The sequence below is a fragment of the Paenibacillus chondroitinus NBRC 15376 genome (assembly GCF_004000765.1).
In the GTDB taxonomy this organism is placed as follows: Bacteria; Bacillota; Bacilli; order Paenibacillales; family NBRC-103111; genus Paenibacillus_E; species Paenibacillus_E chondroitinus.
The window spans coordinates 1-19,659 of the sequence record NZ_BILW01000038.1; the positions used below are offsets into that span (position 1 = coordinate 1).

General features: G+C 46.9%; 18 protein-coding genes. 14 read left to right on the forward strand and 4 right to left on the reverse strand.

What is annotated here, in order from left to right:
- The 8 genes from PCH02S_RS35930 to PCH02S_RS28090 all read left to right on the forward strand — a co-directional run.
- The coding region (locus PCH02S_RS35930; protein WP_164819769.1) for a hypothetical protein at positions 1-315 on the forward strand (315 nt) is incomplete at its 5' end.
- Between the two features lie 70 nt (positions 316-385).
- Positions 386-886 (forward strand): phosphatidylglycerophosphatase A family protein, encoded by a 501-nt coding sequence (locus PCH02S_RS28060; RefSeq protein WP_127457413.1) that lies wholly within the window; start codon positions 386-388, stop codon positions 884-886.
- 173 nt (positions 887-1,059) lie between these two features.
- Positions 1,060-1,248: a glutamate decarboxylase gene (locus tag PCH02S_RS28065; RefSeq protein WP_127457414.1), complete on the forward strand. Its 189-nt coding sequence runs from the start codon at positions 1,060-1,062 to the stop codon at positions 1,246-1,248.
- A 67-nt stretch (positions 1,249-1,315) separates the two neighbouring features.
- Positions 1,316-2,182: an acetyl-CoA carboxylase, carboxyltransferase subunit beta gene (gene accD / locus PCH02S_RS28070; RefSeq protein WP_127457415.1), complete on the forward strand. Its 867-nt coding sequence runs from the start codon at positions 1,316-1,318 to the stop codon at positions 2,180-2,182.
- Positions 2,172-3,146: an acetyl-CoA carboxylase carboxyl transferase subunit alpha gene (gene accA / locus PCH02S_RS28075; protein WP_127457416.1), complete on the forward strand. Its 975-nt coding sequence runs from the start codon at positions 2,172-2,174 to the stop codon at positions 3,144-3,146. The genes accD and accA overlap by 11 nt, the downstream gene beginning before the upstream one ends.
- A complete protein-coding gene (pyk, locus tag PCH02S_RS28080) occupies positions 3,139-4,893 on the forward strand; it encodes a pyruvate kinase (protein WP_127457417.1) in 1,755 nt (584 codons plus the stop codon). Before accA ends, pyk begins: the two co-directional genes overlap by 8 nt.
- Positions 4,894-5,301: 408 nt before the next feature.
- The gene (locus PCH02S_RS28085; protein WP_127457418.1) at positions 5,302-5,754 is read left to right on the forward strand and encodes an acyl-CoA thioesterase; all 453 of its coding nucleotides are present in this window, start codon (positions 5,302-5,304) and stop codon (positions 5,752-5,754) included.
- Positions 5,755-5,767: 13 nt separating this feature from the next.
- Positions 5,768-6,163: an FxsA family protein gene (locus PCH02S_RS28090; RefSeq protein WP_127457419.1), complete on the forward strand. Its 396-nt coding sequence runs from the start codon at positions 5,768-5,770 to the stop codon at positions 6,161-6,163.
- A gap of 42 nt (positions 6,164-6,205) precedes the next feature.
- On the opposite strand, the gene ytvI is transcribed toward PCH02S_RS28090, so the two are convergent.
- Entirely contained in the window at positions 6,206-7,342 is a 1,137-nt protein-coding gene (ytvI, locus tag PCH02S_RS28095) for a sporulation integral membrane protein YtvI (RefSeq protein WP_127457420.1), read from the reverse strand.
- Between the two features lie 174 nt (positions 7,343-7,516).
- On the opposite strand from ytvI, the gene ppk1 reads away from it, so the two are divergent.
- Complete coding sequence (gene ppk1 / locus PCH02S_RS28100) at positions 7,517-9,649, forward strand: polyphosphate kinase 1 (RefSeq protein ID WP_127457421.1); 2,133 nt, start codon at positions 7,517-7,519, stop codon at positions 9,647-9,649.
- Here the strand turns inward: ppk1 and PCH02S_RS28105 are convergent.
- A complete protein-coding gene (locus PCH02S_RS28105) occupies positions 9,615-11,150 on the reverse strand; it encodes a Ppx/GppA phosphatase family protein (RefSeq protein ID WP_127457422.1) in 1,536 nt (511 codons plus the stop codon). The two genes, ppk1 and PCH02S_RS28105, sit on opposite strands and share 35 nt — an antisense overlap.
- Before the next feature lie 299 nt (positions 11,151-11,449).
- Between PCH02S_RS28105 and citZ the strand changes: the two genes are divergently transcribed.
- The 4 genes from citZ (at position 11,450) to PCH02S_RS28125 (ending at position 16,188) form a co-directional block, all read left to right on the forward strand.
- Positions 11,450-12,562 (forward strand): citrate synthase, encoded by a 1,113-nt coding sequence (gene citZ, locus PCH02S_RS28110; protein WP_127457423.1) that lies wholly within the window; start codon positions 11,450-11,452, stop codon positions 12,560-12,562.
- A gap of 361 nt (positions 12,563-12,923) precedes the next feature.
- Positions 12,924-14,222, forward strand: a complete 1,299-nt coding sequence (gene icd / locus PCH02S_RS28115; protein WP_127457424.1) for an NADP-dependent isocitrate dehydrogenase — start codon at positions 12,924-12,926, stop codon at positions 14,220-14,222.
- Positions 14,223-14,279: 57 nt separating this feature from the next.
- Entirely contained in the window at positions 14,280-15,221 is a 942-nt protein-coding gene (gene mdh, locus PCH02S_RS28120; RefSeq protein ID WP_127457425.1) for a malate dehydrogenase, read from the forward strand.
- A 538-nt stretch (positions 15,222-15,759) separates the two neighbouring features.
- Positions 15,760-16,188, forward strand: coding sequence for a hypothetical protein (locus tag PCH02S_RS28125; protein ID WP_127457426.1), 429 nt, complete (start codon positions 15,760-15,762; stop codon positions 16,186-16,188).
- A gap of 68 nt (positions 16,189-16,256) precedes the next feature.
- On the opposite strand, the gene yfbR is transcribed toward PCH02S_RS28125, so the two are convergent.
- Both yfbR and PCH02S_RS28135 read right to left on the reverse strand, forming a co-directional pair.
- The gene (gene yfbR / locus PCH02S_RS28130; RefSeq protein ID WP_127457427.1) at positions 16,257-16,853 is read right to left on the reverse strand and encodes a 5'-deoxynucleotidase; all 597 of its coding nucleotides are present in this window, start codon (positions 16,851-16,853) and stop codon (positions 16,257-16,259) included.
- A 17-nt stretch (positions 16,854-16,870) separates the two neighbouring features.
- A complete protein-coding gene (locus tag PCH02S_RS28135; RefSeq protein ID WP_127457428.1) occupies positions 16,871-18,013 on the reverse strand; it encodes a polysaccharide deacetylase family protein in 1,143 nt (380 codons plus the stop codon).
- Between the two features lie 76 nt (positions 18,014-18,089).
- Here PCH02S_RS28135 and PCH02S_RS28140 point away from each other — a divergent pair, with 76 nt between their 5' ends.
- Positions 18,090-19,640 carry a fumarate hydratase gene (locus tag PCH02S_RS28140; protein ID WP_127457429.1) on the forward strand — a complete coding sequence of 517 codons (1,551 nt, stop codon included), beginning with the start codon at positions 18,090-18,092 and terminating at the stop codon, positions 19,638-19,640.
- Positions 19,641-19,659 lie beyond the last annotated feature (19 nt).

Sequence of the window (19,659 nt, forward strand, 5' to 3'; positions counted from 1 at the left end):
GCCGCATCCGGGGCAGCGCGCAGCGGCGCCGCGATCAAGCAAGCGGCCCCGCCACCGGGCCGCCAGGCAGCCGCTGATGAGGCGAAGCCTCAGCGGGTGTTCGTCAAGATCTCGGCTGACTGCGAGCAGCCGGATAAGCTCTTGCAGCTGAAGGCGCTGCTCAAGCTGCACAAAGGGCCGCTCGCGGTTGCGCTTTTCTACGAAAGCAGCAACAAGCTTTTGGCCCTGAGCGACCAATATTTGATCGATCCTTCCAAGGATCTGATCCGGATGATTGAAACGATCATGGGTAAAGATTCCGTAAGGGTGAAATAAAGCATGCTTCCTCTGCATATGAATAGGAACCCGGCATTTCAGGGTCATTCCATATGTAGGAGGGGGACTTATGACCGAACAACATATGATCCAATTGCTGCAAAAACGCGGTGTGACGGTGGAACAAATTTCCGAAATTGTGTTCAAGCTGCAGAAGCCCTATAATGTTCATCTGACGGAACAAGAGTGTACCGACAGTGTATTGGCTGTACTTGCCAAGCGGGAAGTGCAGTACACGCTGTACACGGGCATTGCACTGGATGAGCTGGCCGAGAAAAAGCTGCTGCCCGAACCTCTGCAATCCATCCTTGAGGCAGATGAACCCTTGTTCGGTGTCGATGAAACATTGGCTCTAGGCATCGTACATGTATACGGAATGATTGGATTAACAAGCTTTGGCTACCTGGACAAAGAAAAGATGGGAATTATTCGGAGTCTCAACGATGATAAAAGCGCTGTGCATGTTTTTCTGGATGATTTAATTTGCGGATTAGCGGCTGCTGCGTCTGCCAGAATCGCTCATCAGAATGAGCATGCGCCTGATTATAGCAGTAAATTACGTCTGGACTAACTTGTTAGTTCAGACTTCACTTTTTTTTTCATGAACGTGCTCTGTTGCGGGAAAAAGAGAAATTATGATATCATTATTCCATTGTGTGTGCCTATGCTTATTACAGGATGTTTATTATCATCGTACTAAATGCCCTAATCCATGTAGCAGTACTTCATAGGAGGTTTTTTTTCATGTGGACGGTGATATACATAGCTCCTACCGCGAAAATTGCAGAGCGGATTAAACAGAGGCTGACCGAAGAAGGATTTCTCGTACAAATAAGAGGCATCTCTTTATCCAAAAATCAGTTTGAAATTGTCGTTCCCGCAGGGGAAGTTGAAGAAGTACAAGAAGTACTCAATTCTATTTTACATAGATAATGAAAAGTAGAAGCAAGTAACCTGGCTTGTCAGAGATTCACGATAACAGCCAATTAGAGGTGGAAATGTGCTAAAGGATTTATTTCAAAAGCGTAAATACGCAACGATTCCTTCCGAGAAAACAAAAAGGGAAATTCCCGAAGGGTTAATGAATAAATGCCCGAAATGCGGTACCATTCAAACGAGTAAAGAGCTAGAGAAAAACTTAAAAGTCTGTACAGCTTGCGGCTACCACTATCGTTTAAGCGCATTGGAACGTATTCAATTAACGCTCGATGAAGGCCAGATTCTGGAATACGATGCGGATATGATTTCTGAGGACCCTTTGCAGTTTCCTGATTATGTTGAGAAATTAGATAAAGCGAAGAGCACGACGAAATTACAAGATGCGATTATTACCGGTGAAGGCACCATTGGCGGCTATCCGGTTGTGATTGCGGCAATGAGCTTTGATTTCATGGGCGGATCACTTGGGTCCGTTGTAGGAGAGCGAATCACGAGAGCTGTTGAGGCTGCCATCGAGAAGAAAGTTCCTATTATTATTTATTCCACTTCAGGTGGCGCTCGTATGCAAGAAAGCATTCTTAGTTTGATGCAAATGGCCAAAACAAGCGCAGCCTTATCCAAGCTGAGCAACGAAGGCGGGCTGTTTATTTCCGTCATCACGGATCCGACTTTCGGCGGTGTATCCGCAAGCTTTGCGATGCTGGGTGACATTATTATCGCTGAACCAGCAGCGCCGTTTGGATTCACAGGCCGCCGTGTTATTGAACAAACCATTAAACAAAAGCTGCCGGACAATTTCCAGACATCAGAATTCAATCTCGAGCATGGTCAGCTCGATAAGGTCGTACCCCGCAAGGATTTGCGACCTACGTTAATCAAGCTGCTGGACATGCACGGAGTGAAGGGGGAAGCGACTTATGGCGGGTGAAATGCCGTTTGAACAGCCGCTGGCGGAACTGAAGAGCAAAATTGCTGAACTGCGCAAATTTGGAGCAGAGAAGCAAATTGACTTTTCGGAAGAAATTCGCCGTTTGGAAGAAAGATACGCAGAGCTTGAGGATGAACTTTATGCAAGTATGTCTTCTGCGGAAAAAATGCAATTGGCTCGTCATCCGCAAAGACCGACGACGATTGATTATATTTTATCTATTTTTACTGATTTCATAGAGTTTCATGGAGATCGCTTGTATGGAGACGACCTTGCGATTGTAGGTGGACTAGCCAAATTTAACGGCATTCCCGTTACGGTTGTCGGGCACCAAAAAGGGAAAGATACCAAGGATAATATTGCTCGCAACTTCGGTTGTCCGCACCCGGAAGGCTTCCGTAAGGCGCTGCGCATGATGCGCCAAGCGAACAAGTTTAATCGTCCAATTATTACGTTTATTGATACGAAGGGCGCATTCCCCGGGAATGCTGCTGAAGAGCGTGGTCAAGGAGAAGCGATTGCCAGAAATTTGCTGGAAATGGCCTCTTTTCGCGTGCCGATCATCTGTATTGTTATTGGTGAAGGCGGCAGCGGCGGCGCGTTGGCATTAGGAGTTGGCAACAAGGTGTTGATGTTGGAAAATGCGATTTATTCGGTCATCAGTCCGGAAGGCGCGGCTTCCATCTTATATAAAGATGCTTCCAAAGCTTTACATGCGGCAGAAGCAATGAAAATTACGGCGGATCACATTAAGGATCTGAACGTCATTGACGGCATCATCCCAGAGCCAAAAGGCGGCGCACACCGTGATCTGGCTGCACAAGCAGAATTTATTAAAACAGCGATTTGGGAACAGCTTCAGCCTTTGCTAAGCTTGACCGAACAGGAGCTGTTAGAGGACCGTTACCGTAAATTTAGAGACATTGGTCGGTTCACATTCACTCAGGAGGGAAACCATGCGTAAAACGAAAATTGTCTGTACCATTGGACCAGCAAGCGAATCACAAGAAAATTTGAAAAAACTCTTGTTAGCGGGAATGAATGTTGCCCGTCTCAACTTCTCCCATGGAGATTTTGAAGAGCATGGCGCACGTATCCGCAACCTTCGCGCTGCATCCGCTGAGACTGGCAAAGTAGCAGCTATCTTGCTTGATACGAAAGGACCGGAAATCCGTACCGGTAAATTAAAAGAAGAACCGATTGAGCTTGTTCAGGACAAGCACATTGTTTTGACAACAGAAGAAATTCTGGGCGATGCAGACCGTATCTCGGTTACTTACTCGGATCTGCCGCGTGACGTTGAAGTAGGATCCACGATTCTGATCGATGACGGTTTGATTGGTCTTACTGTCGTTGACATTCGCGGAACTGAAATCGAGTGCCGTATCGTCAACGGCGGAACAATCAAAAGCAAAAAAGGCGTTAACGTGCCAGGCGTGAAAATCTCCCTTCCAGGTATCACAGAAAAAGATGCCAATGATATTATTTTCGGTATCGAGCAAGGTGTTGATTTCATCGCAGCTTCCTTCGTTCGTAAAGCGAGCGACGTTATGGAAATCCGTGAATTGCTGGAAAGACATAATGCAACGCACATCCAAATCATCAGTAAAATTGAAAACCAAGAAGGCGTAGACAATCTGGATGAAATCCTTGAGGTTTCCGATGGTTTAATGGTTGCCCGTGGAGATCTTGGTGTTGAAATTCCAGCTGAAGATGTGCCGGTTGTTCAAAAGCAAATGATCAAAAAATGTAACATCGTTGGTAAACCGGTTATCACGGCAACGATGATGCTTGATTCCATGCAGCGCAACCCGCGTCCAACTCGCGCAGAAGCAAGTGACGTGGCGAACGCGGTATTCGACGGAACAGACGCAGTAATGTTGTCTGGTGAGACAGCTGCAGGGAAATACCCAGTTGAGTCCGTACAAACGATGGCTCGTATTGCTGAGCGTGCAGAAGAAGCTTTGGAATACAAAGAAATCTTCCTTCGTCAAGCGCAAGCACAACAAGTTACGGTTACGGAAGCTATCTCTCAAGCAGTAGCTAACTCGGCACTGGAGCTTGGAGCGAAAGCGATTTTGACAGCTACAGAAAGTGGATATACAGCAAGAATGGTATCCAAATACCGTCCAAAATCACCGATCATCGCGATTACACCAAGCGAGCAAGTGATCCGTCGTTTATCTCTCGTTTGGGGTGTTATCCCTGTAATGAGCGAACAAGCCAAAACGACAGACGAGCTGTTCAATCTTGCTGTAGATAGCAGCATCAAAACAGGACTTGTATCTTTAGGTGATATCGTTGTTATCACGGCTGGTGTCCCTGTTGGACGCTCTGGAACAACGAACTTGATCAAAGTTCATCATGTTGGCGAAATGCTTGCCAAAGGTACTGGCATCGGTATGCAAACGGCTACGGGCATCGTTGTCACAGCTCGCACACCTGAAGAAGCTAATGCCAAAATGGTTGATGGAGCCGTGCTAGTTACGGTAACTACAGACAAAGAGTACATGCCGGCTGTACAAAGAGCTTCCGCGTTGATTACGGAAGTTGGCGGCATCACGTCTCATGCGGCTGTTGTTGCTCTTAGCTTGGGCATCCCGGTTATCGTAGGCGTTGAGAACGCGGTTGAACTCATTAAAGACGGTACAGAAGTTTCGATCTATCCGGAAGTAGGCATTATCTACTCTGGACAAGCGAGTGTTCTGTAGGATATAAACGAAGAGGTTATCTAGAAAGGGTCAATAAGACCCCTGTCTGGATGGCCTCTTTTTTGTTTGGAGATGGAATCTGATGATCACCGTATATGAGTCGGAGATACCCGAGGGAACTACGATCCGCTATTTTGCATATCAGTCGTGTTTTTGATGGGGGAGAGGAACTACGGTCCGTTATTCTGGCACTTTTAGTTGAAACAGGCGGATTTTAGGCGAAATAAAGCCCTGTAGTTCCCCATTTTCTATATAAAGGACTGATCCCGCCCAAATAGAGGACTCCAGTTCCCTTTGCAATTTGGGGCAGAGGAGAATAGCGATTTTGTCCACAATCGCAAAAGAGAGTTCCTCCATCCACTATGTTATACTTAGCACATAACGATATCTCAGGAGGAATGGATAATCATGAACGAGGAACACTGGTATCGGCACCAGCTGCGCGTGCGATATGCGGAAACGGATCAGATGGGTGTTGTGTATCATGCCAATTATTTGAACTGGTTCGAAATCGGGCGAACAGAGCTGATCAGGGAGCTTGGCTATCCTTACCGCAGAATTGAGGAACAAGGTCTGCTGCTTCCCGTCGTTGAAGCGGATCTGAAGTTTAAGAAGCCGGCTCGTTACGACGATTTGGTAATTGTTAACACTCGCGTGCTGGAGATGACCTCGGTGCGGATCCATTTTACCTATGAAATTCGTAAAGTGAACGAGGATATGACGGAAGGCTCAGAGGGGAATACGGGGGAATTACTTGTAACAGGAACAACGCGGCATGTTTGGGTGAATCCTTCTTGGAGGCCAGTACGTATAGAGAAGGAAGCGCCGGAATTGTGGCAGCTGTTATCCAAGTACTCTTAAAGGGGATGGGCTTATGCTTCGTATCATTCTTGCTATTTTCATCATAGTGCCTGCCATTGAAATTTCTGTGTTGATTGCGCTCGGTCATTTTATCGGCGGCTGGACGACATTCGGGCTTATTCTCTTAAGTGGTTTCCTGGGCATTTATTTCGCTAAGCGCGAGGGGCGCAAAGTGTTGGAATATGCTCGATTCGAATGGTCACAAGGGCAACTGCCGGCACAGCAATTGCTGGATGGCATTTGTATTTTCCTTGGCGGTATTTTGTTGATTACACCAGGCTTTATTACGGATATCTTCGGATTCCTGCTTGTTTTTCCGTATACGAGACCGATATTCAAAGTTATGCTTCTTGCACTGATCCAAAGACAGATTAGTAAAGGCAAAATTCATTGGATTAACCGAAGATAAGCCGCTTACAAGCAAACCATCACAAAAAAAGCTCGAACCCTCTTATTCAGAAGGTGCCGAGCCTTTTTTTATGTAGGTAGCGATATCATGAAAGATTCTTGCCCGATAAAATGCGGAGATGAGAATTAGGGAAACAGGCCCGATAATGAGCCCTAGAAGCCCGAACAGCTTTAGCCCCACAAACATCGCAATTAACGTAGCCAAAGGATCAAGACCGACGGAGGAGGCGAGCACTTTAGGCTCCATAATCTGTCTGGCTATCACGATGACGCCGTACAGGACACTAAGTCCGATCCCCAGAACCAGATTGCCTTGTGCAAAAAACACGTACAGGATCCACGGCACCATGACCGCGCCAGTTCCCAAGTAAGGCATTAAGTCTGCCAAACCTGTCAGTAAACCGATGGTGATGGCATAGTCGACACGCAGAACAAGCAAACCGATAATGACAACCAAAGCGGTCAGCGATACCAAGATAAGCTGTGCGCGTATGTACCCGAACAGAGCTTTTTGCAAATCGTTGCGAATCAATTGCGTGGTTTTGACGATGAGATCGGAGAAAATGCCTTTGTATCTTTGAATGAGTTGATACCAGTCTTTACTTATAAAGAAAGTAGCTAACATGATGATAATGGTAATTGTTGCAATATTCGGCAGCGAGGTGAGCAAACTTTTCAGTGTGTTAAAGACATAATTAATAATAAATTTACTCACATCAGCAATGGAACCTGCCGTGGACGAGAGGTTGTTATTAACGGTTTCCTGATATTTGGGGTTATTTTCAAAAAACTCATTGATTTTCTCGATCCAATCCTGGAAAGCTGTTGAATTGATAAACACATTGAACTGCTCCACCCAACGGTTAATCTGAAGCTGCAGGGTATCCGCAAGCGATCCTAGTTCCACAACAATATTGGCAACCAGCAGGGTGATGGCCGTAACCATGGCCGCTAAAAAGAGAAGCATAGAGAAGCTGACGGCAAGCCATCGCGGAAATTTGAGCTTGAATTGAAAAAAATTCACAATTGGATTGAGCATAAGCGCCAAAATCCAGCCAAAAATAAAAGGATAAATCAGTGGAATAACGTAGTAGAAAGCATAGGCGATTCCAGCTATGATTAAAGCCACCCAAATACCTCTGAAAATCTGGTGAACTAAGCGCGGATTGAGGATACCCATCGTTCTTCTCTCCTTGATTCAGTTCCTTGTATTGTAACATGAACATGGATAAATACGGAAACGAACATCCATTTACAAAATCTTAATATAATAGTGAAGGGGGATCTGCATTGTCGGTATTCCAGACACATAGTACAATGAAACCATAAACTAGATCATTTAATTGGAGGCTTTATGAGTATTGCGCGAGAACCCGATCTGAAGGAAGTTAAAGAGCTCAAGGAACAAAAGGAACTCAAAGAGATTTCGACCAAATACTTAAATCGTGACTTAAGCTGGATCGAATTCAACTGGCGAGTTCTGGAGGAAGCTCAAGATCCAAGCACTCCACTGCTTGAGCGTGTGAAATTTCTGGCTATCGTATCTAGCAATCTCGACGAGTTCATGAGTGTTCGTGTTGCAGGTCTGAAGGATCAAATTAAAGCTGGATATACGAAAAAAGATTTTACCGGCTACACGCCTGCGGGGCTAATCAAACGGATTATGAAACGCACGAACAAAATGGTGAATGAACAATACAAAACGTATCGCGAAGTCACGAGATTGTTGACGAGAGAAGGCATCGTGTTCACCGAATACGAGGACTTGAATACGAGTCAGAAGAAAGCGATGGATGCTTACTACCACGATATTATTTTTCCGGTATTAACGCCGATGGCCGTGGACCAGAGCCGACCGTTCCCACTCGTACATAATCATTCTGTTTATTTGGCTGTCCTGCTCATCCGAGAAGGCGATGATCCGGATGATGAGCCGTATTTTGCCATTGTTCAAGTTCCTAGCAATTTATCCCGTTATATTTCCGTACCTTCACGGCCTAATAGCAAGAAACAGGAATTTATTCTTATTGAAGAATTAATGGAGCATCATATACAATCGTTGTTCAGCGGATATATCCCCATTTCCGTTCATGGCTTCAGGGTGACTCGTAATGCCGATTTAACGCTCAATGAAGAAGGGGCCGAAGATCTGCTTGAGGAGATCGAGAAAGAGCTAAGACGCAGGCGCTGGGGCTCTCCTGTGCGGCTTGAGGTTCAAGAAGGCATTCACCCTTATGCGCTTGCCCAATTGCAGGAAGAGTTCGAAATCGAAGAACAGACCTTTGAAATCGACGGTCCGATCGATATCACTTATTTTATGAAACTGGCGAATACGCTAAATGGTTTTGAAAATCTTCGCTACCCGCGGATCAACCCCAAATATCCGGTCGAATTTGAGGATGAAGTGGATTTCTTTGATGTATTGAAGCAAAAGGATGTTCTCGTTCATCACCCTTATGAAACTTTTGATGCCGTGACGGATTTCATTGTTCATGCGGCCTATGACCCTAAAGTGCTTGCGATTAAAATGACCTTGTACCGCGCAAGCGGGAACTCGCTGATCATTCAATCCTTGGCAAGAGCTGCGGAATCCGGCAAGCAGGTTACGGTCGTTGTGGAGCTCAAGGCACGTTTCGACGAAGAACGGAATATCGCTTGGGCGAGAATGCTGGAGAAGTCAGGGTGTCATGTCGTTTATGGACTTGTCGGGCTAAAGACACACGCCAAAATTACCTTGGTCGTACGCCAAGAAGAGAATACCCTCCGCCGATATGTGCATGTGGGGACTGGGAATTATAATGACATTACAGCCCGTCTCTACACGGATGTAGGGCTTTTCACTTCCAATAGTGTCATTGGCGAGGATGCTTCTGCGTTGTTCAATGAAATTACCGGCTACTCGGCTCCGCATGACTGGCAGTCTTTTGCCGTAGCTCCCACAGATCTTAAAGATAAGCTGTTCGAGCTGATTGAAAGGGAAGCGGCCCATGCGAGAGAAGGCAAACCGGCGAAAATCATTGCCAAAATGAATTCACTGTCGAATCAGGAAATGGTGGATGCGCTGTATGCCGCGTCGCAGGCAGGCGTGAAGATTGAATTAATTGTTCGCGGCGTCTGCTGCTTGCGTCCGGGAGTTCCGGGACTTAGTGAGAATATTACGGTGCGGAGTATCGTAGACAGGTTCCTGGAGCATTCACGGATTTACTATTTCCAAAATGGCGGTCTCGTTGATGTTTATTTATCTTCCGCGGATTGGATGACACGGAATTTGACGCGTCGAATTGAATTGATGTGTCCGGTTATTGACCCGCAGATGAAGAAGATGATGATTTCGATTCTGAACGTCAGTCTGAATGATAATGTGAAAGCCAGAGAGCTTATGTCCAACGGCATGTATACCAGCATAAAAAATGAACTGACCCCTTATCGGAGCCAGTTCGAGGCCATGAAAATTACGTCTTGGAAAAAACTCCAGCTTGAATCTTAAGTTTGAGGCCCCACGCTTTTTCGAAATCTTTGGTTATGGCTGCGAGCTCTTTTAACTCTAAGATCGGATTGTGTACGCAGAGCAGTTTGAGCGTCAAGGACGTATCGGATCGTGTAACAACCAGCTTTTGAACAGGTTGAGTTTCACTGTGATCCAGCGCAGTTGCAAGCTTTAGGAGCGTGCCTAACTTTACAATCAACATCTCGTCGGATTCTTTCAACAAATCCTTGTAAGCAAGGGATTGCTGATGGGTCCGGCTTTTTGTTTTGTACGTCGCGATGAGCGAGCAGATCACGATCTCACGATGCGTGAGCCCATCGATGCGGGCATTTGCTAGCATATACTGCGTATGCTTTAGATATTGATAATAGTGTACACTGACACCAATACGATGCAGGAGCGCGGCAGTGTGTAGATAACGCCAACTGCCTTCTTCAAGGTTCGCGTGAACCTCAAGCTTGTCATAGAGCAGCATGGCAAGCTGGTCGACGCGTCGAACATGCTTCTCCGCTCCATTGGGATGAAGGCACAGCAAGTTGTGGATGCTGGCTTCCAGGACATCCTGCTTAATGGGGTTCTTGGGATCGAACATCTCGAAGAATATACCGTCTCGCAGTCCCGAACCGCTGACGATGCACTGGGAGGCATTTGCAGCTTGGAACAAGGTATCTAAAATAAGAAGTCCCGGCACGATAATATCGGAGCGTTCTTTGGATAGGCCGTCGACTTTCTTTCTCTTTTCGATGGGAAGGGAAGACAGCAGGGTGACGAAGGATCGAAGCTCTCCGGGCTTCAGTTCGTAGTTATGCGCAAGCTGCAGGGAATACTTCGATCGTTTCTGGCTCATTTTGCCGAGCGTTCGAATCGTACCGCCGAGTCCGATCATCGGCAGATTCGGAGACTGGGTAATCCAGGGGTGATCGGCGATCGCCTCTTCAACCATGCGACGAATATCGGCTGCCCCTTGTTCCGTGAGATTCGCGTTTTTCATAAATTGATGCGTTGTGTTCACGGCACCGAATGGAAAGGACACACTGTTCATCAGCTTCCGATCGCGCAGTAAAGTTACCTCTGTGCTGCCGCCGCCAATGTCAATGACGAGAGCGTCCCGAATATCAATGGTGTTGATGACTCCCAAATAGCCATAGCGTGCTTCTTCCGATCCGCTGAGCACTTCGATCTGCAGGCTGGTCTGTTCCTCAAGGACACGTACGATCTCTTCTGAATTGACCGCGTTGCGAATGGCTGCAGTTGCCACGGCTCTAACCGTTTGAACTTCATGTACCCGGCATAAAAGCGCATAATGCGAAAGAATGGGGACAATAGAAATAATATCTTTGCTATGTAAAATGCCATCATAACCGATGCGTTCGCTAAGCCTTGCGGAATCCTTGTGCTCGCTTACAACACGGTAGGCTCCAAGCTCATTGATTTCATAGATCACGAGTCGTATCGAGTTGGACCCGATATCGATGATGCCGATTTTTGTGCCGCTGCTCATGTATTTGCTCCTTTATCCGAGAAATCACTGATGCTTGCCTACATTGTATCAAGGGAAAGGCGACTCGACAAACTTTTGCAAATTTCTTGTATAATTCGGGGAAATAAACAAAAACTTGTAGCGTGTGTTTTTCGTTGTGAAGCAAAATAAAATGGCTTTTTTGTGTCAAAAAGATTCTTTATGGTAGTGATAATGAAGTTTTATGTCCTCTTTTGTTCACTTACCGAGTAAAATACTTTATTATTAAAGTTAGGAAAAAAGCAATTTTTTGCTAATAGAGTAGCTAAGGAGAGATTCCAATGACTGCAACCAAAGGTTTAGAAGGAATTGTAGCCACGACCTCGTCGATTAGCTCCATTGTAGATGGAGTGTTAACATATCGCGGGATTGATATTGATGACCTCGCAGAAAATGCGACATTTGAAGAAGTAATTTATTTGCTTTGGTTCGGCAAACTCCCTAACCAAGCTGAGCTTGAGAAACTGCAAAGCGACCTGAACGCTTATAGCAAGGTGCCTGATGCGGTGATCAACCAGTTGAAAACATTCCCTAAAGATGTTAATTCCATGGCTGCGCTTCGCACGGCTGTTTCCGCTCTTGCTCTGTACGATGAAGAAGCGAACGACCTGAGCCAAGAATCCAACGTTCGTAAAGCGATCAAATTGCAAGCGCAAATCCCTGGCATCATTGCAGCATTCGCTCGTATCCGTGAAGGTAAAGAACCGCTAGCTTCCCCAGGATATTCTTCCGTTGCGGCTAACTTCTTGTACCAATTGACGGGTAAAGAGCCGGACAAAGTTGCGATTGAAGCTTTGGACAAAGCGCTAGTGCTTCACGCTGACCACGAATTGAATGCATCGACATTCGCGGCGCGCGTAACTGTTGCAACACTTACTGACATTTATTCCGGTATTACTTCAGCTATCGGCACGCTCAAAGGACCTCTTCATGGCGGTGCGAACGAAGCTGTTATGGCTATGCTGGAAGAGATCGGTACTGTAGAGAACGTAGTTCCTTACATTAACGGCAAATTAGAGCGTAAAGACAAAATCATGGGCTTCGGCCACCGTGTTTACAAAAACGGAGATCCGCGTGCGAAGCACTTGCAAAAAATGTCTTACGAGCTTGGCAAATTGACTGGCAACCTGAAATGGTACGAAATGTCCGTCAAAGCAGATGAACTGGTGACAGGACTTAAAGGCTTGAAACCGAATGTAGACTTCTACTCCGCTTCGGTCTACACAACACTTGAAATCCCGCGCGACCTGTTCACACCGATCTTCGCGATCAGCCGTACATCCGGTTGGACTGCACACATTCTTGAGCAGTACGAAAACAACCGCTTGATCCGTCCGCGCGCTGAGTACACAGGCCCGGTTAACCAAAAATACATTCCGATTAGCGCTCGCTAATTCGTTTGAATTAGATGTAAACTCAAGGTGCGGGCAGTTCGGTACCAAAGCTTCAGGGACTTATGTTTCCTGGGGTGTACCGCAACTCCCGTCACTTTTTGTGTGTCTGCCACTCTTCTGCCCTTTACTACGTGACGAGTAAAATTTTTAAAATTGATCTCTTTGTAGTAAAGTAGCTAGTGGAGTGCTTGATAGTGCCTGGAGAAACGTAGTGCCCGCCTTTATAATCGATTTATTTACATATAAAATTTGTTCAAAATAATTGATTATAAGAAGCGGTCGGAAGGCATTATCAAAAGCATGGAACGCAATGCACTACATGAACTCGTATCATTTTAAACAAATCTTAGGAGGAACTATCATGCCACAATTCGAATCTTACGAACTGCCAACAGAAGGTCAAAAAATTACCATCGAGAATGGCGTTCTGCAAGTACCTAACAACCCAATCATTCCTTACATTGAAGGTGACGGTACAGGTCCTGACATCTGGGCGGCTTCCGTACGCGTTCTTGATGCTGCTGTAGAGAAAGCTTACAAAGGCGAGAAAAAAATCGCTTGGTACGAAGTTTTCGCAGGAGAGAAAGCTTTTAACAAATTCAACAACTGGTTGCCTAACGATACATTAACAGCTATGCGCGAATACATCGTGTCCATCAAAGGACCTCTGACTACACCAATCGGTGGCGGTATTCGTTCCCTGAACGTTGCGCTTCGTCAAGAACTTGATCTATACGTATGTTCCCGTCCGGTTCGTTACTTCAACGGCGTTCCTTCACCAGTTAAACGTCCTGAGTTGGTTGACATGGTTATTTTCCGTGAAAACACAGAAGATATCTATGCAGGTATCGAGTGGGAAGCTGGTTCCGACGCAGTTAAGAAAGTTATTTCCTTCTTGCAAAACGAAATGGGCGTTAAGAAAATCCGTTTCCCAGAAACTTCCGGTATCGGTGTAAAACCAGTATCTTCCGAAGGTTCTGAGCGCCTAGTTCGCGCGGCTATTGAGTATGCTATCAAACATGGCCGTAAAACAGTTACATTGGTCCACAAAGGCAACATCATGAAGTTCACAGAAGGCGCGTTCAAAAACTGGGGTTACGAGTTGGCTGAGCGTGAATTCGGCGACAAAACCTTCACATGGGCTCAATACGACCGCATCAAAGAAGAGCAAGGCGCAGAAGCAGCTAACAAAGCTCAAAAAGATGCAGAAGCTGCTGGCAAAATCATCGTAAAAGATGCGATTGCTGACATCGCGTTGCAACAAGTATTGACACGTCCAACTGATTTTGATGTTATTGCAACATTGAACTTGAACGGTGACTACCTGTCTGATGCACTTGCTGCACAAGTAGGCGGTATCGGTATCGCTCCAGGAGCAAACATCAACTACTTGACTGGTCACGCGATCTTCGAAGCTACACATGGTACAGCTCCTAAATACGCAGGTCTTGACGTTGTTAACCCAGGTTCCGTAATCCTTTCCGGCGTAATGCTTCTTGAGCACCTTGGCTGGCTGGAAGCAGCTCAATTGATCTACAAAGGCTTGGAAACTTCGATCAACAACAAAACCGTTACTTATGACTTTGCTCGCTTGATGGATGGCGCAACTGAAATTAAATGCTCCGAATTCGCGAACGAAATCATCAAAAACATGGCTTAATCATTTTTAACGCTCCAAGGGTACGATAACTAATCATTATTAGGAGGCACATCTCAAATGGCAATCCGTCGTAATAAAATTACTGTTGTCGGTGCAGGCTTCACAGGAGCAACAACTGCTCTTATGCTAGCTCAAAAAGAACTTGGTAATGTTGTTCTTCTAGATATCCCGCAATTGGAAAACCCTACAAAAGGGAAAGCGCTCGACATGCTCGAAGCTGGCCCGGTTCAAGGTTACGACGCACAAATCACTGGTACTTCCAGTTATGCAGATGCAGCTGATTCCGATATCGTGATCATCACCGCGGGTATCGCCCGTAAACCGGGAATGAGCCGCGATGATCTGGTAAACACGAATGCAGGTATCGTGAAATCCGTTTGTGAAAATGTAAAAGAAGTGGCTCCAAACTCCATCGTTATCATCTTGAGTAATCCGGTTGATGCAATGACTTATGTTGCCTATCAAGCTCTGGGCTTCCCGAAAAACCGAGTAATCGGCCAATCGGGTGTACTGGATACTGCTCGTTACTTGACGTTCATCTCACAAGAGTTGAATGTATCGGTTGAGGATGTTAAAGGAGTTGTGATCGGCGGACACGGCGATGACATGGTTCCACTTGTTCGTTACACTTACGCAGGCGGAGTGCCAATTGAGAAGCTGATTCCAGCTGACCGTATTGAAGCCATTGTACAACGGACTCGTACGGGCGGCGGCGAGATTGTTAACCTGCTAGGTAACGGTAGTGCATACTACGCGCCAGCAGCGTCCCTTGTGCAAATGACTGAAGCTATTTTAAAAGATAAAAAACGTATCATTCCTACAATCGCTCTTCTTGAAGGCGAATATGGCTATGATAACTTGTTCATGGGCGTTCTGACTGTCCTTGGTGGGAATGGTATCGAGAAAATTATGGATATCGAACTGACGGACGCAGAAAAATCAGCTTTGGACAAAACAGCAGCCTCTGTTCGCAGCGTAATTAAAGTTGTAACAGGCTAATTGGATAACAAGCAAAGAGTCGGTCTCCCACAAGGGGACTGGCTCTTTTTTGTTGATTGCATAGGACGCCGCGGTTCTCTTCTCTGACAGACAGACAGTTTTCATTGGATGAATTCCAATAAGAGGGCATGTATAATGGCTTAATTGATCATCTCGTTGGATGAAATCCAATGAGGTGTTCGAGTTTGCCATCTATTGAGGTGCTTTTAGGGGGTTACATTGGATTTGAATCCAATAGAAAGGAGAATTTATGATCATAACGGATACTTTCGTTGGATTTCATCCAATGAAAAAGCAGAGAGACTATTAAGAATCGCGAAAGATGAAGTATCCCATTGCCAACCCTCCGGGTTATGTGCGGATCAAGAGATTTGAGCCTGCACTGGTTGATTGGGCTAGTTATGACAGAGTTGGTCACATTTATATGGAGATATGGTGAAAAAGAACAATTGTTGACATCGCTTTCTTGTCCCAAAGAAAGGTATTCGGTATACTTACATAAGAACGATTCTAATTCAAAATTGCGGAGGTTATTAGAATGTATCAAGTCATGATTTTTTTACATGTGCTTAGTGCCTTGCTGCTTGGCGTATACGTCGTGTTCCCGTTCATTGTGGGACGTGCCGCAACGTTAACTGGCGCTGCATTAGAGGGCTTTATGGGGCTGCTGTCTACGTTAAACCGAGTAGGACAATTTTCATTAATCGTGACCTTCATCACAGGCGGAGCTATGGTCTCCAAAGTTGAAGTGTCCGTATTGTGGATGGTGCTGGCGGTTGTGCTTCTTCTTATCGTGGGAGCAGTAACCGGCATGATCGGTGGAAGAATCAAGAAGTTGGCAGCTAACGCCAAGGCAGGAAACAACACGGCAACGGATGCTGCGAAAATCAAAACATTCAGCTGGATTGCGGCAGTAGCTGTAGTAGTTGCTATCTTGTTCATGACGAATCCTCAAATATTGGCCTAGAAATAAAGGGGCTGTTCCAAGCGTAGAGATTTCTACGTTTGGAACAGCCCTTCTTCATTAAGGTGTGATTATTCGCCTTGACTTGGATTAAGCGTAATTTCGTCCAGCGTTTTCTCAAACGAAGCGCTCATATGTTCAAGGAAATAATCCACTTCCGGCATATTCATTTTCTTCAAGCTTTCTAGAATTTGCTGCTTCGCAACGACGAATTCGCGGTTGCCGGTGGAAAGCTCCGTTAAGCACTTGATGTAAGCCTCGAGCAAGTCGGCAGCTTTCACCCAGCGGTAGAGCTCAGGATCCGGTTCCTGGATCAGCTTGCGGTAGATGTCGCTAATTTCCGGCGGAATCGTCTGAATGAGCCGCTCTACAGCGACATCTTCAATTTCGCGGAAGTTGCGCAGGATCTGCTCGTTGTTGTGTTTGACGGGCTGCGGGATATCGCCCGTTAATACTTCAGACGCATCGTGGAACAATGCGATAGACACAACGCGATCCGTAGGCACATTGCGGCCATAGACTTCATTAGCGATCGTACAAAGCATATGGGCGATCGTGGAGACATAGAAAGAATGCTCAGCTACGTTTTCCCTGCGCATGTTCCACATGAGGCTCCAACGGTCAATATATTTGAGGCGGTACAAATAGGCAAAAAAGTGATGATTCATGAGGTTCCTGTACTCCTTCAGTTTGATTTCACGCTCGGCACCACCCGCGCAGCCACCGTTCCGGTGGCCGGGGTGTAGACGAGCGGCAGCTCGATCAGCGCGCTCAAATCCTCGAGCGCGATCGTGACCTGCCCGTGCTCGCGCAGCACGGGCTCCTTCAGCTTCACGCGCGCCGAACCGCGCGTGGCCTCAGCCGCATTCACCTGCAGGGTGAATGCTTCTTGCCCCAGGCGGAGACGAAGCGCTCCGCCTTCTGCACTTGCGCTGCCGCCGAGCTGCGCTACGGCAGCGGCTGCGTCCACGCGCAGCGGGGCGCTGCCCGGCTGCGCCTGAATGCGGCGCTGGATCGAGCGGTCCAGCAGCTCCGGCGTGATGCCGGGGCTGCCCGCGTTGATCCGCGGGATCAGCAGATGGTCGGCGCTGCGCGTCGCCATCTCGGGGGAGATCGTGAAGGCGTAGCGGATGCCCGCCTTCTGAATTTGTTCCGTCGCCGCAGGCGACGTGATGCCGTATGGATACGCCATGACGTCGAGCGGCGCATCCGTAAGCCCTGCAAGCTTGCCGACGCAAGCTTGTGTATCCTTCAGCACGCGCTGCTTGTAGGCGTCGTCGTTTTCTCCATCCATGCGGCCGACAAGCGCAGCATCGCCGCTCGGCAGCTTGTTATGCAGGCTATCGGTGTGGCACCCGATATCGATGAAGTTCGTCGCATGGGTCATTTCACTGATTTGTTCCTTGGACATCGAAGGAATATAGGATGCCAGCGGATCGGCCAAATCATGCGTGATAACAAAATTGACAGCGGGAACTCGCAAGCTTTTCAAAATCGGATATGCCCCGGTATAAAAGCTCTGATACCCATCATCAAACGTCACAAGGACAGCGTTGGAAGGTACTGTGGCTCCAGCCAAATATTGCTTGAATTCATTCAGGGAAATAAAATGATAGCCCTTGCTTAGTAAATACTGCAGCTGATTTTGAAACAGCGAGGATGTAATGGTGCTGGAGCTTGTATCAGTTTCATGGATATGATGATACATGAGGACAGCAACTTGATCCTGATAGTAGATATCTTGAGATCGCTTGGCCGAGAGCGGCGTAAGCAGAAACGTGAGCCCTATCAGACTCAGCAGAATCGTAATCCCGATTCTTTTGGACATGTCAGCGTACTCCTTATATGGTATAATAGTTTGTAATGATTATTATTTGTTAAGTCGAGAGGAGCCATTTTTAGTCATGCAGCATTTTTATCAAAGCGTCTACGATCTAATTGTCGAAACGTCCACAAACCTTCCGGGTGATGTACGTCGTGCGGTACAAGCCGCAAGCGAAAAAGAAGACAAAGGAACTCGCTCAGCGCTCTCCTTATCCCGTATTGCCGATAACATTCATATGGCGGAATGCAATGTCTCTCCGATTTGCCAAGATACAGGCATGCCAACGTTTATTATACACTGTCCGGTTGGGGCAAACCAAATTATTATGAAGAAGCAGATTCTTGAAGCCGTTGCTAATGCGACCAAAGCAAGCAAGCTTCGTACGAATTCGGTGGATTCCTTAACAGGCGCCAATACCGGCGACAATTTGGGACCTGGAACTCCGGTTATTCATTTTGAGCAATGGGAACGCGATGAAGTCGAAGTGAAGCTGATCCTTAAGGGCGGCGGATGTGAAAATAAAAATATTCAATACAGCCTGCCAGCTGATCTGGAAGGCGTAGGCAAAGCCGGGCGCGATCTTGACGGAATCCGCAAATGCATCATGCATGCCGTGTACCAAGCACAAGGGCAAGGGTGCAGCGCAGGCTTTATTGGCGTTGGCATCGGCGGTGATCGGACTAGCGGTTACGAGCTCGCGAAGCATCAATTGTTCCGCCATGTCGATGACGTGAACCCGCATCCTGAGCTTCGAAAAGTTGAAGAGTACGTAATGGAGCATGCGAATACACTGGGAATTGGTACAATGGGCTTCGGCGGGCAAGTGACATTGCTAGGCTGTAAAGTTGGCGTGGCCAACCGTTTGCCAGCTAGCTTCTTCGTCTCCGTTGCCTACAACTGTTGGGCGTTCCGCCGTCAAGGCGTGCTTCTTAATCCCGAAACTGGCGAAATTAACGGCTGGTCGTATCCGAGAGGAAGCGAAGTCTCCTTCCAGGAAGCTTTTGAGGCGAGTGCGGAAGCTGCGAAAAATGTGAAAGAAGAGGATCGTCGCGAGATCGTCTTGACGACTCCGATTTCCGAAGAGCAAATTCGCAGTCTGAAAGTTGGCGACGTGGTCGTTATTAACGGTACGATGCATACAGGACGCGATGCGCTGCACAAATATTTGATGGATCACGATGCTCCGCTCGATTTGAACGGTGCGGCGATTTACCACTGTGGACCGGTTATGAGCAAGGATGAAGCCGGCGAGTGGCATGTGAAAGCGGCCGGCCCGACGACAAGTATTCGTGAGGAGCCTTACCAAGGCGATATCATTAAGAAGTTCGGGATTCGTGCGGTTATCGGAAAAGGCGGAATGGGTCCGAAAACATTGGCTGCTTTGCAGGAACATGGCGGTGTTTATTTGAACGCTATTGGTGGTGCAGCGCAATACTACGCTCAATGCTTTAAGAAGGTTGAAGGCGTTGATTTCATGGAATTCGGTATTCCAGAAGCAATGTGGCATTTGGAGACAGAAGGTTTCGCAGCCATCGTAACGATGGATTCACATGGCAACAGCTTGCATGCCGACGTTGAGAAAAACGCATTTGAGAAGCTGTCAGCTTTGAAAGAGCCTGTTTTTAAATAAGCTTAAACGTATTTTGGTT

Excerpts from the sequence above, each read along its gene's own strand:
- PCH02S_RS28060 (WP_127457413.1), top strand. The coding sequence starts at position 386 with ATGACCGAACAACATATGATCCAATTGCTGCAAAAACGCGGTGTGACG.
- PCH02S_RS28065 (WP_127457414.1), top strand. The coding sequence starts at position 1,060 with ATGTGGACGGTGATATACATAGCTCCTACCGCGAAAATTGCAGAGCGG.
- accA (WP_127457416.1), top strand. The coding sequence starts at position 2,172 with ATGGCGGGTGAAATGCCGTTTGAACAGCCGCTGGCGGAACTGAAGAGC.
- pyk (WP_127457417.1), top strand. The coding sequence starts at position 3,139 with ATGCGTAAAACGAAAATTGTCTGTACCATTGGACCAGCAAGCGAATCA.
- PCH02S_RS28085 (WP_127457418.1), top strand. The coding sequence starts at position 5,302 with ATGAACGAGGAACACTGGTATCGGCACCAGCTGCGCGTGCGATATGCG.
- PCH02S_RS28090 (WP_127457419.1), top strand. The coding sequence starts at position 5,768 with ATGCTTCGTATCATTCTTGCTATTTTCATCATAGTGCCTGCCATTGAA.
- ytvI (WP_127457420.1), bottom strand. The coding sequence starts at position 7,342 with ATGGGTATCCTCAATCCGCGCTTAGTTCACCAGATTTTCAGAGGTATT.
- ppk1 (WP_127457421.1), top strand. The coding sequence starts at position 7,517 with ATGAGTATTGCGCGAGAACCCGATCTGAAGGAAGTTAAAGAGCTCAAG.
- PCH02S_RS28105 (WP_127457422.1), bottom strand. The coding sequence starts at position 11,150 with ATGAGCAGCGGCACAAAAATCGGCATCATCGATATCGGGTCCAACTCG.
- citZ (WP_127457423.1), top strand. The coding sequence starts at position 11,450 with ATGACTGCAACCAAAGGTTTAGAAGGAATTGTAGCCACGACCTCGTCG.
- icd (WP_127457424.1), top strand. The coding sequence starts at position 12,924 with ATGCCACAATTCGAATCTTACGAACTGCCAACAGAAGGTCAAAAAATT.
- mdh (WP_127457425.1), top strand. The coding sequence starts at position 14,280 with ATGGCAATCCGTCGTAATAAAATTACTGTTGTCGGTGCAGGCTTCACA.
- PCH02S_RS28125 (WP_127457426.1), top strand. The coding sequence starts at position 15,760 with ATGTATCAAGTCATGATTTTTTTACATGTGCTTAGTGCCTTGCTGCTT.
- yfbR (WP_127457427.1), bottom strand. The coding sequence starts at position 16,853 with ATGAATCATCACTTTTTTGCCTATTTGTACCGCCTCAAATATATTGAC.
- PCH02S_RS28135 (WP_127457428.1), bottom strand. The coding sequence starts at position 18,013 with ATGTCCAAAAGAATCGGGATTACGATTCTGCTGAGTCTGATAGGGCTC.
- PCH02S_RS28140 (WP_127457429.1), top strand. The coding sequence starts at position 18,090 with ATGCAGCATTTTTATCAAAGCGTCTACGATCTAATTGTCGAAACGTCC.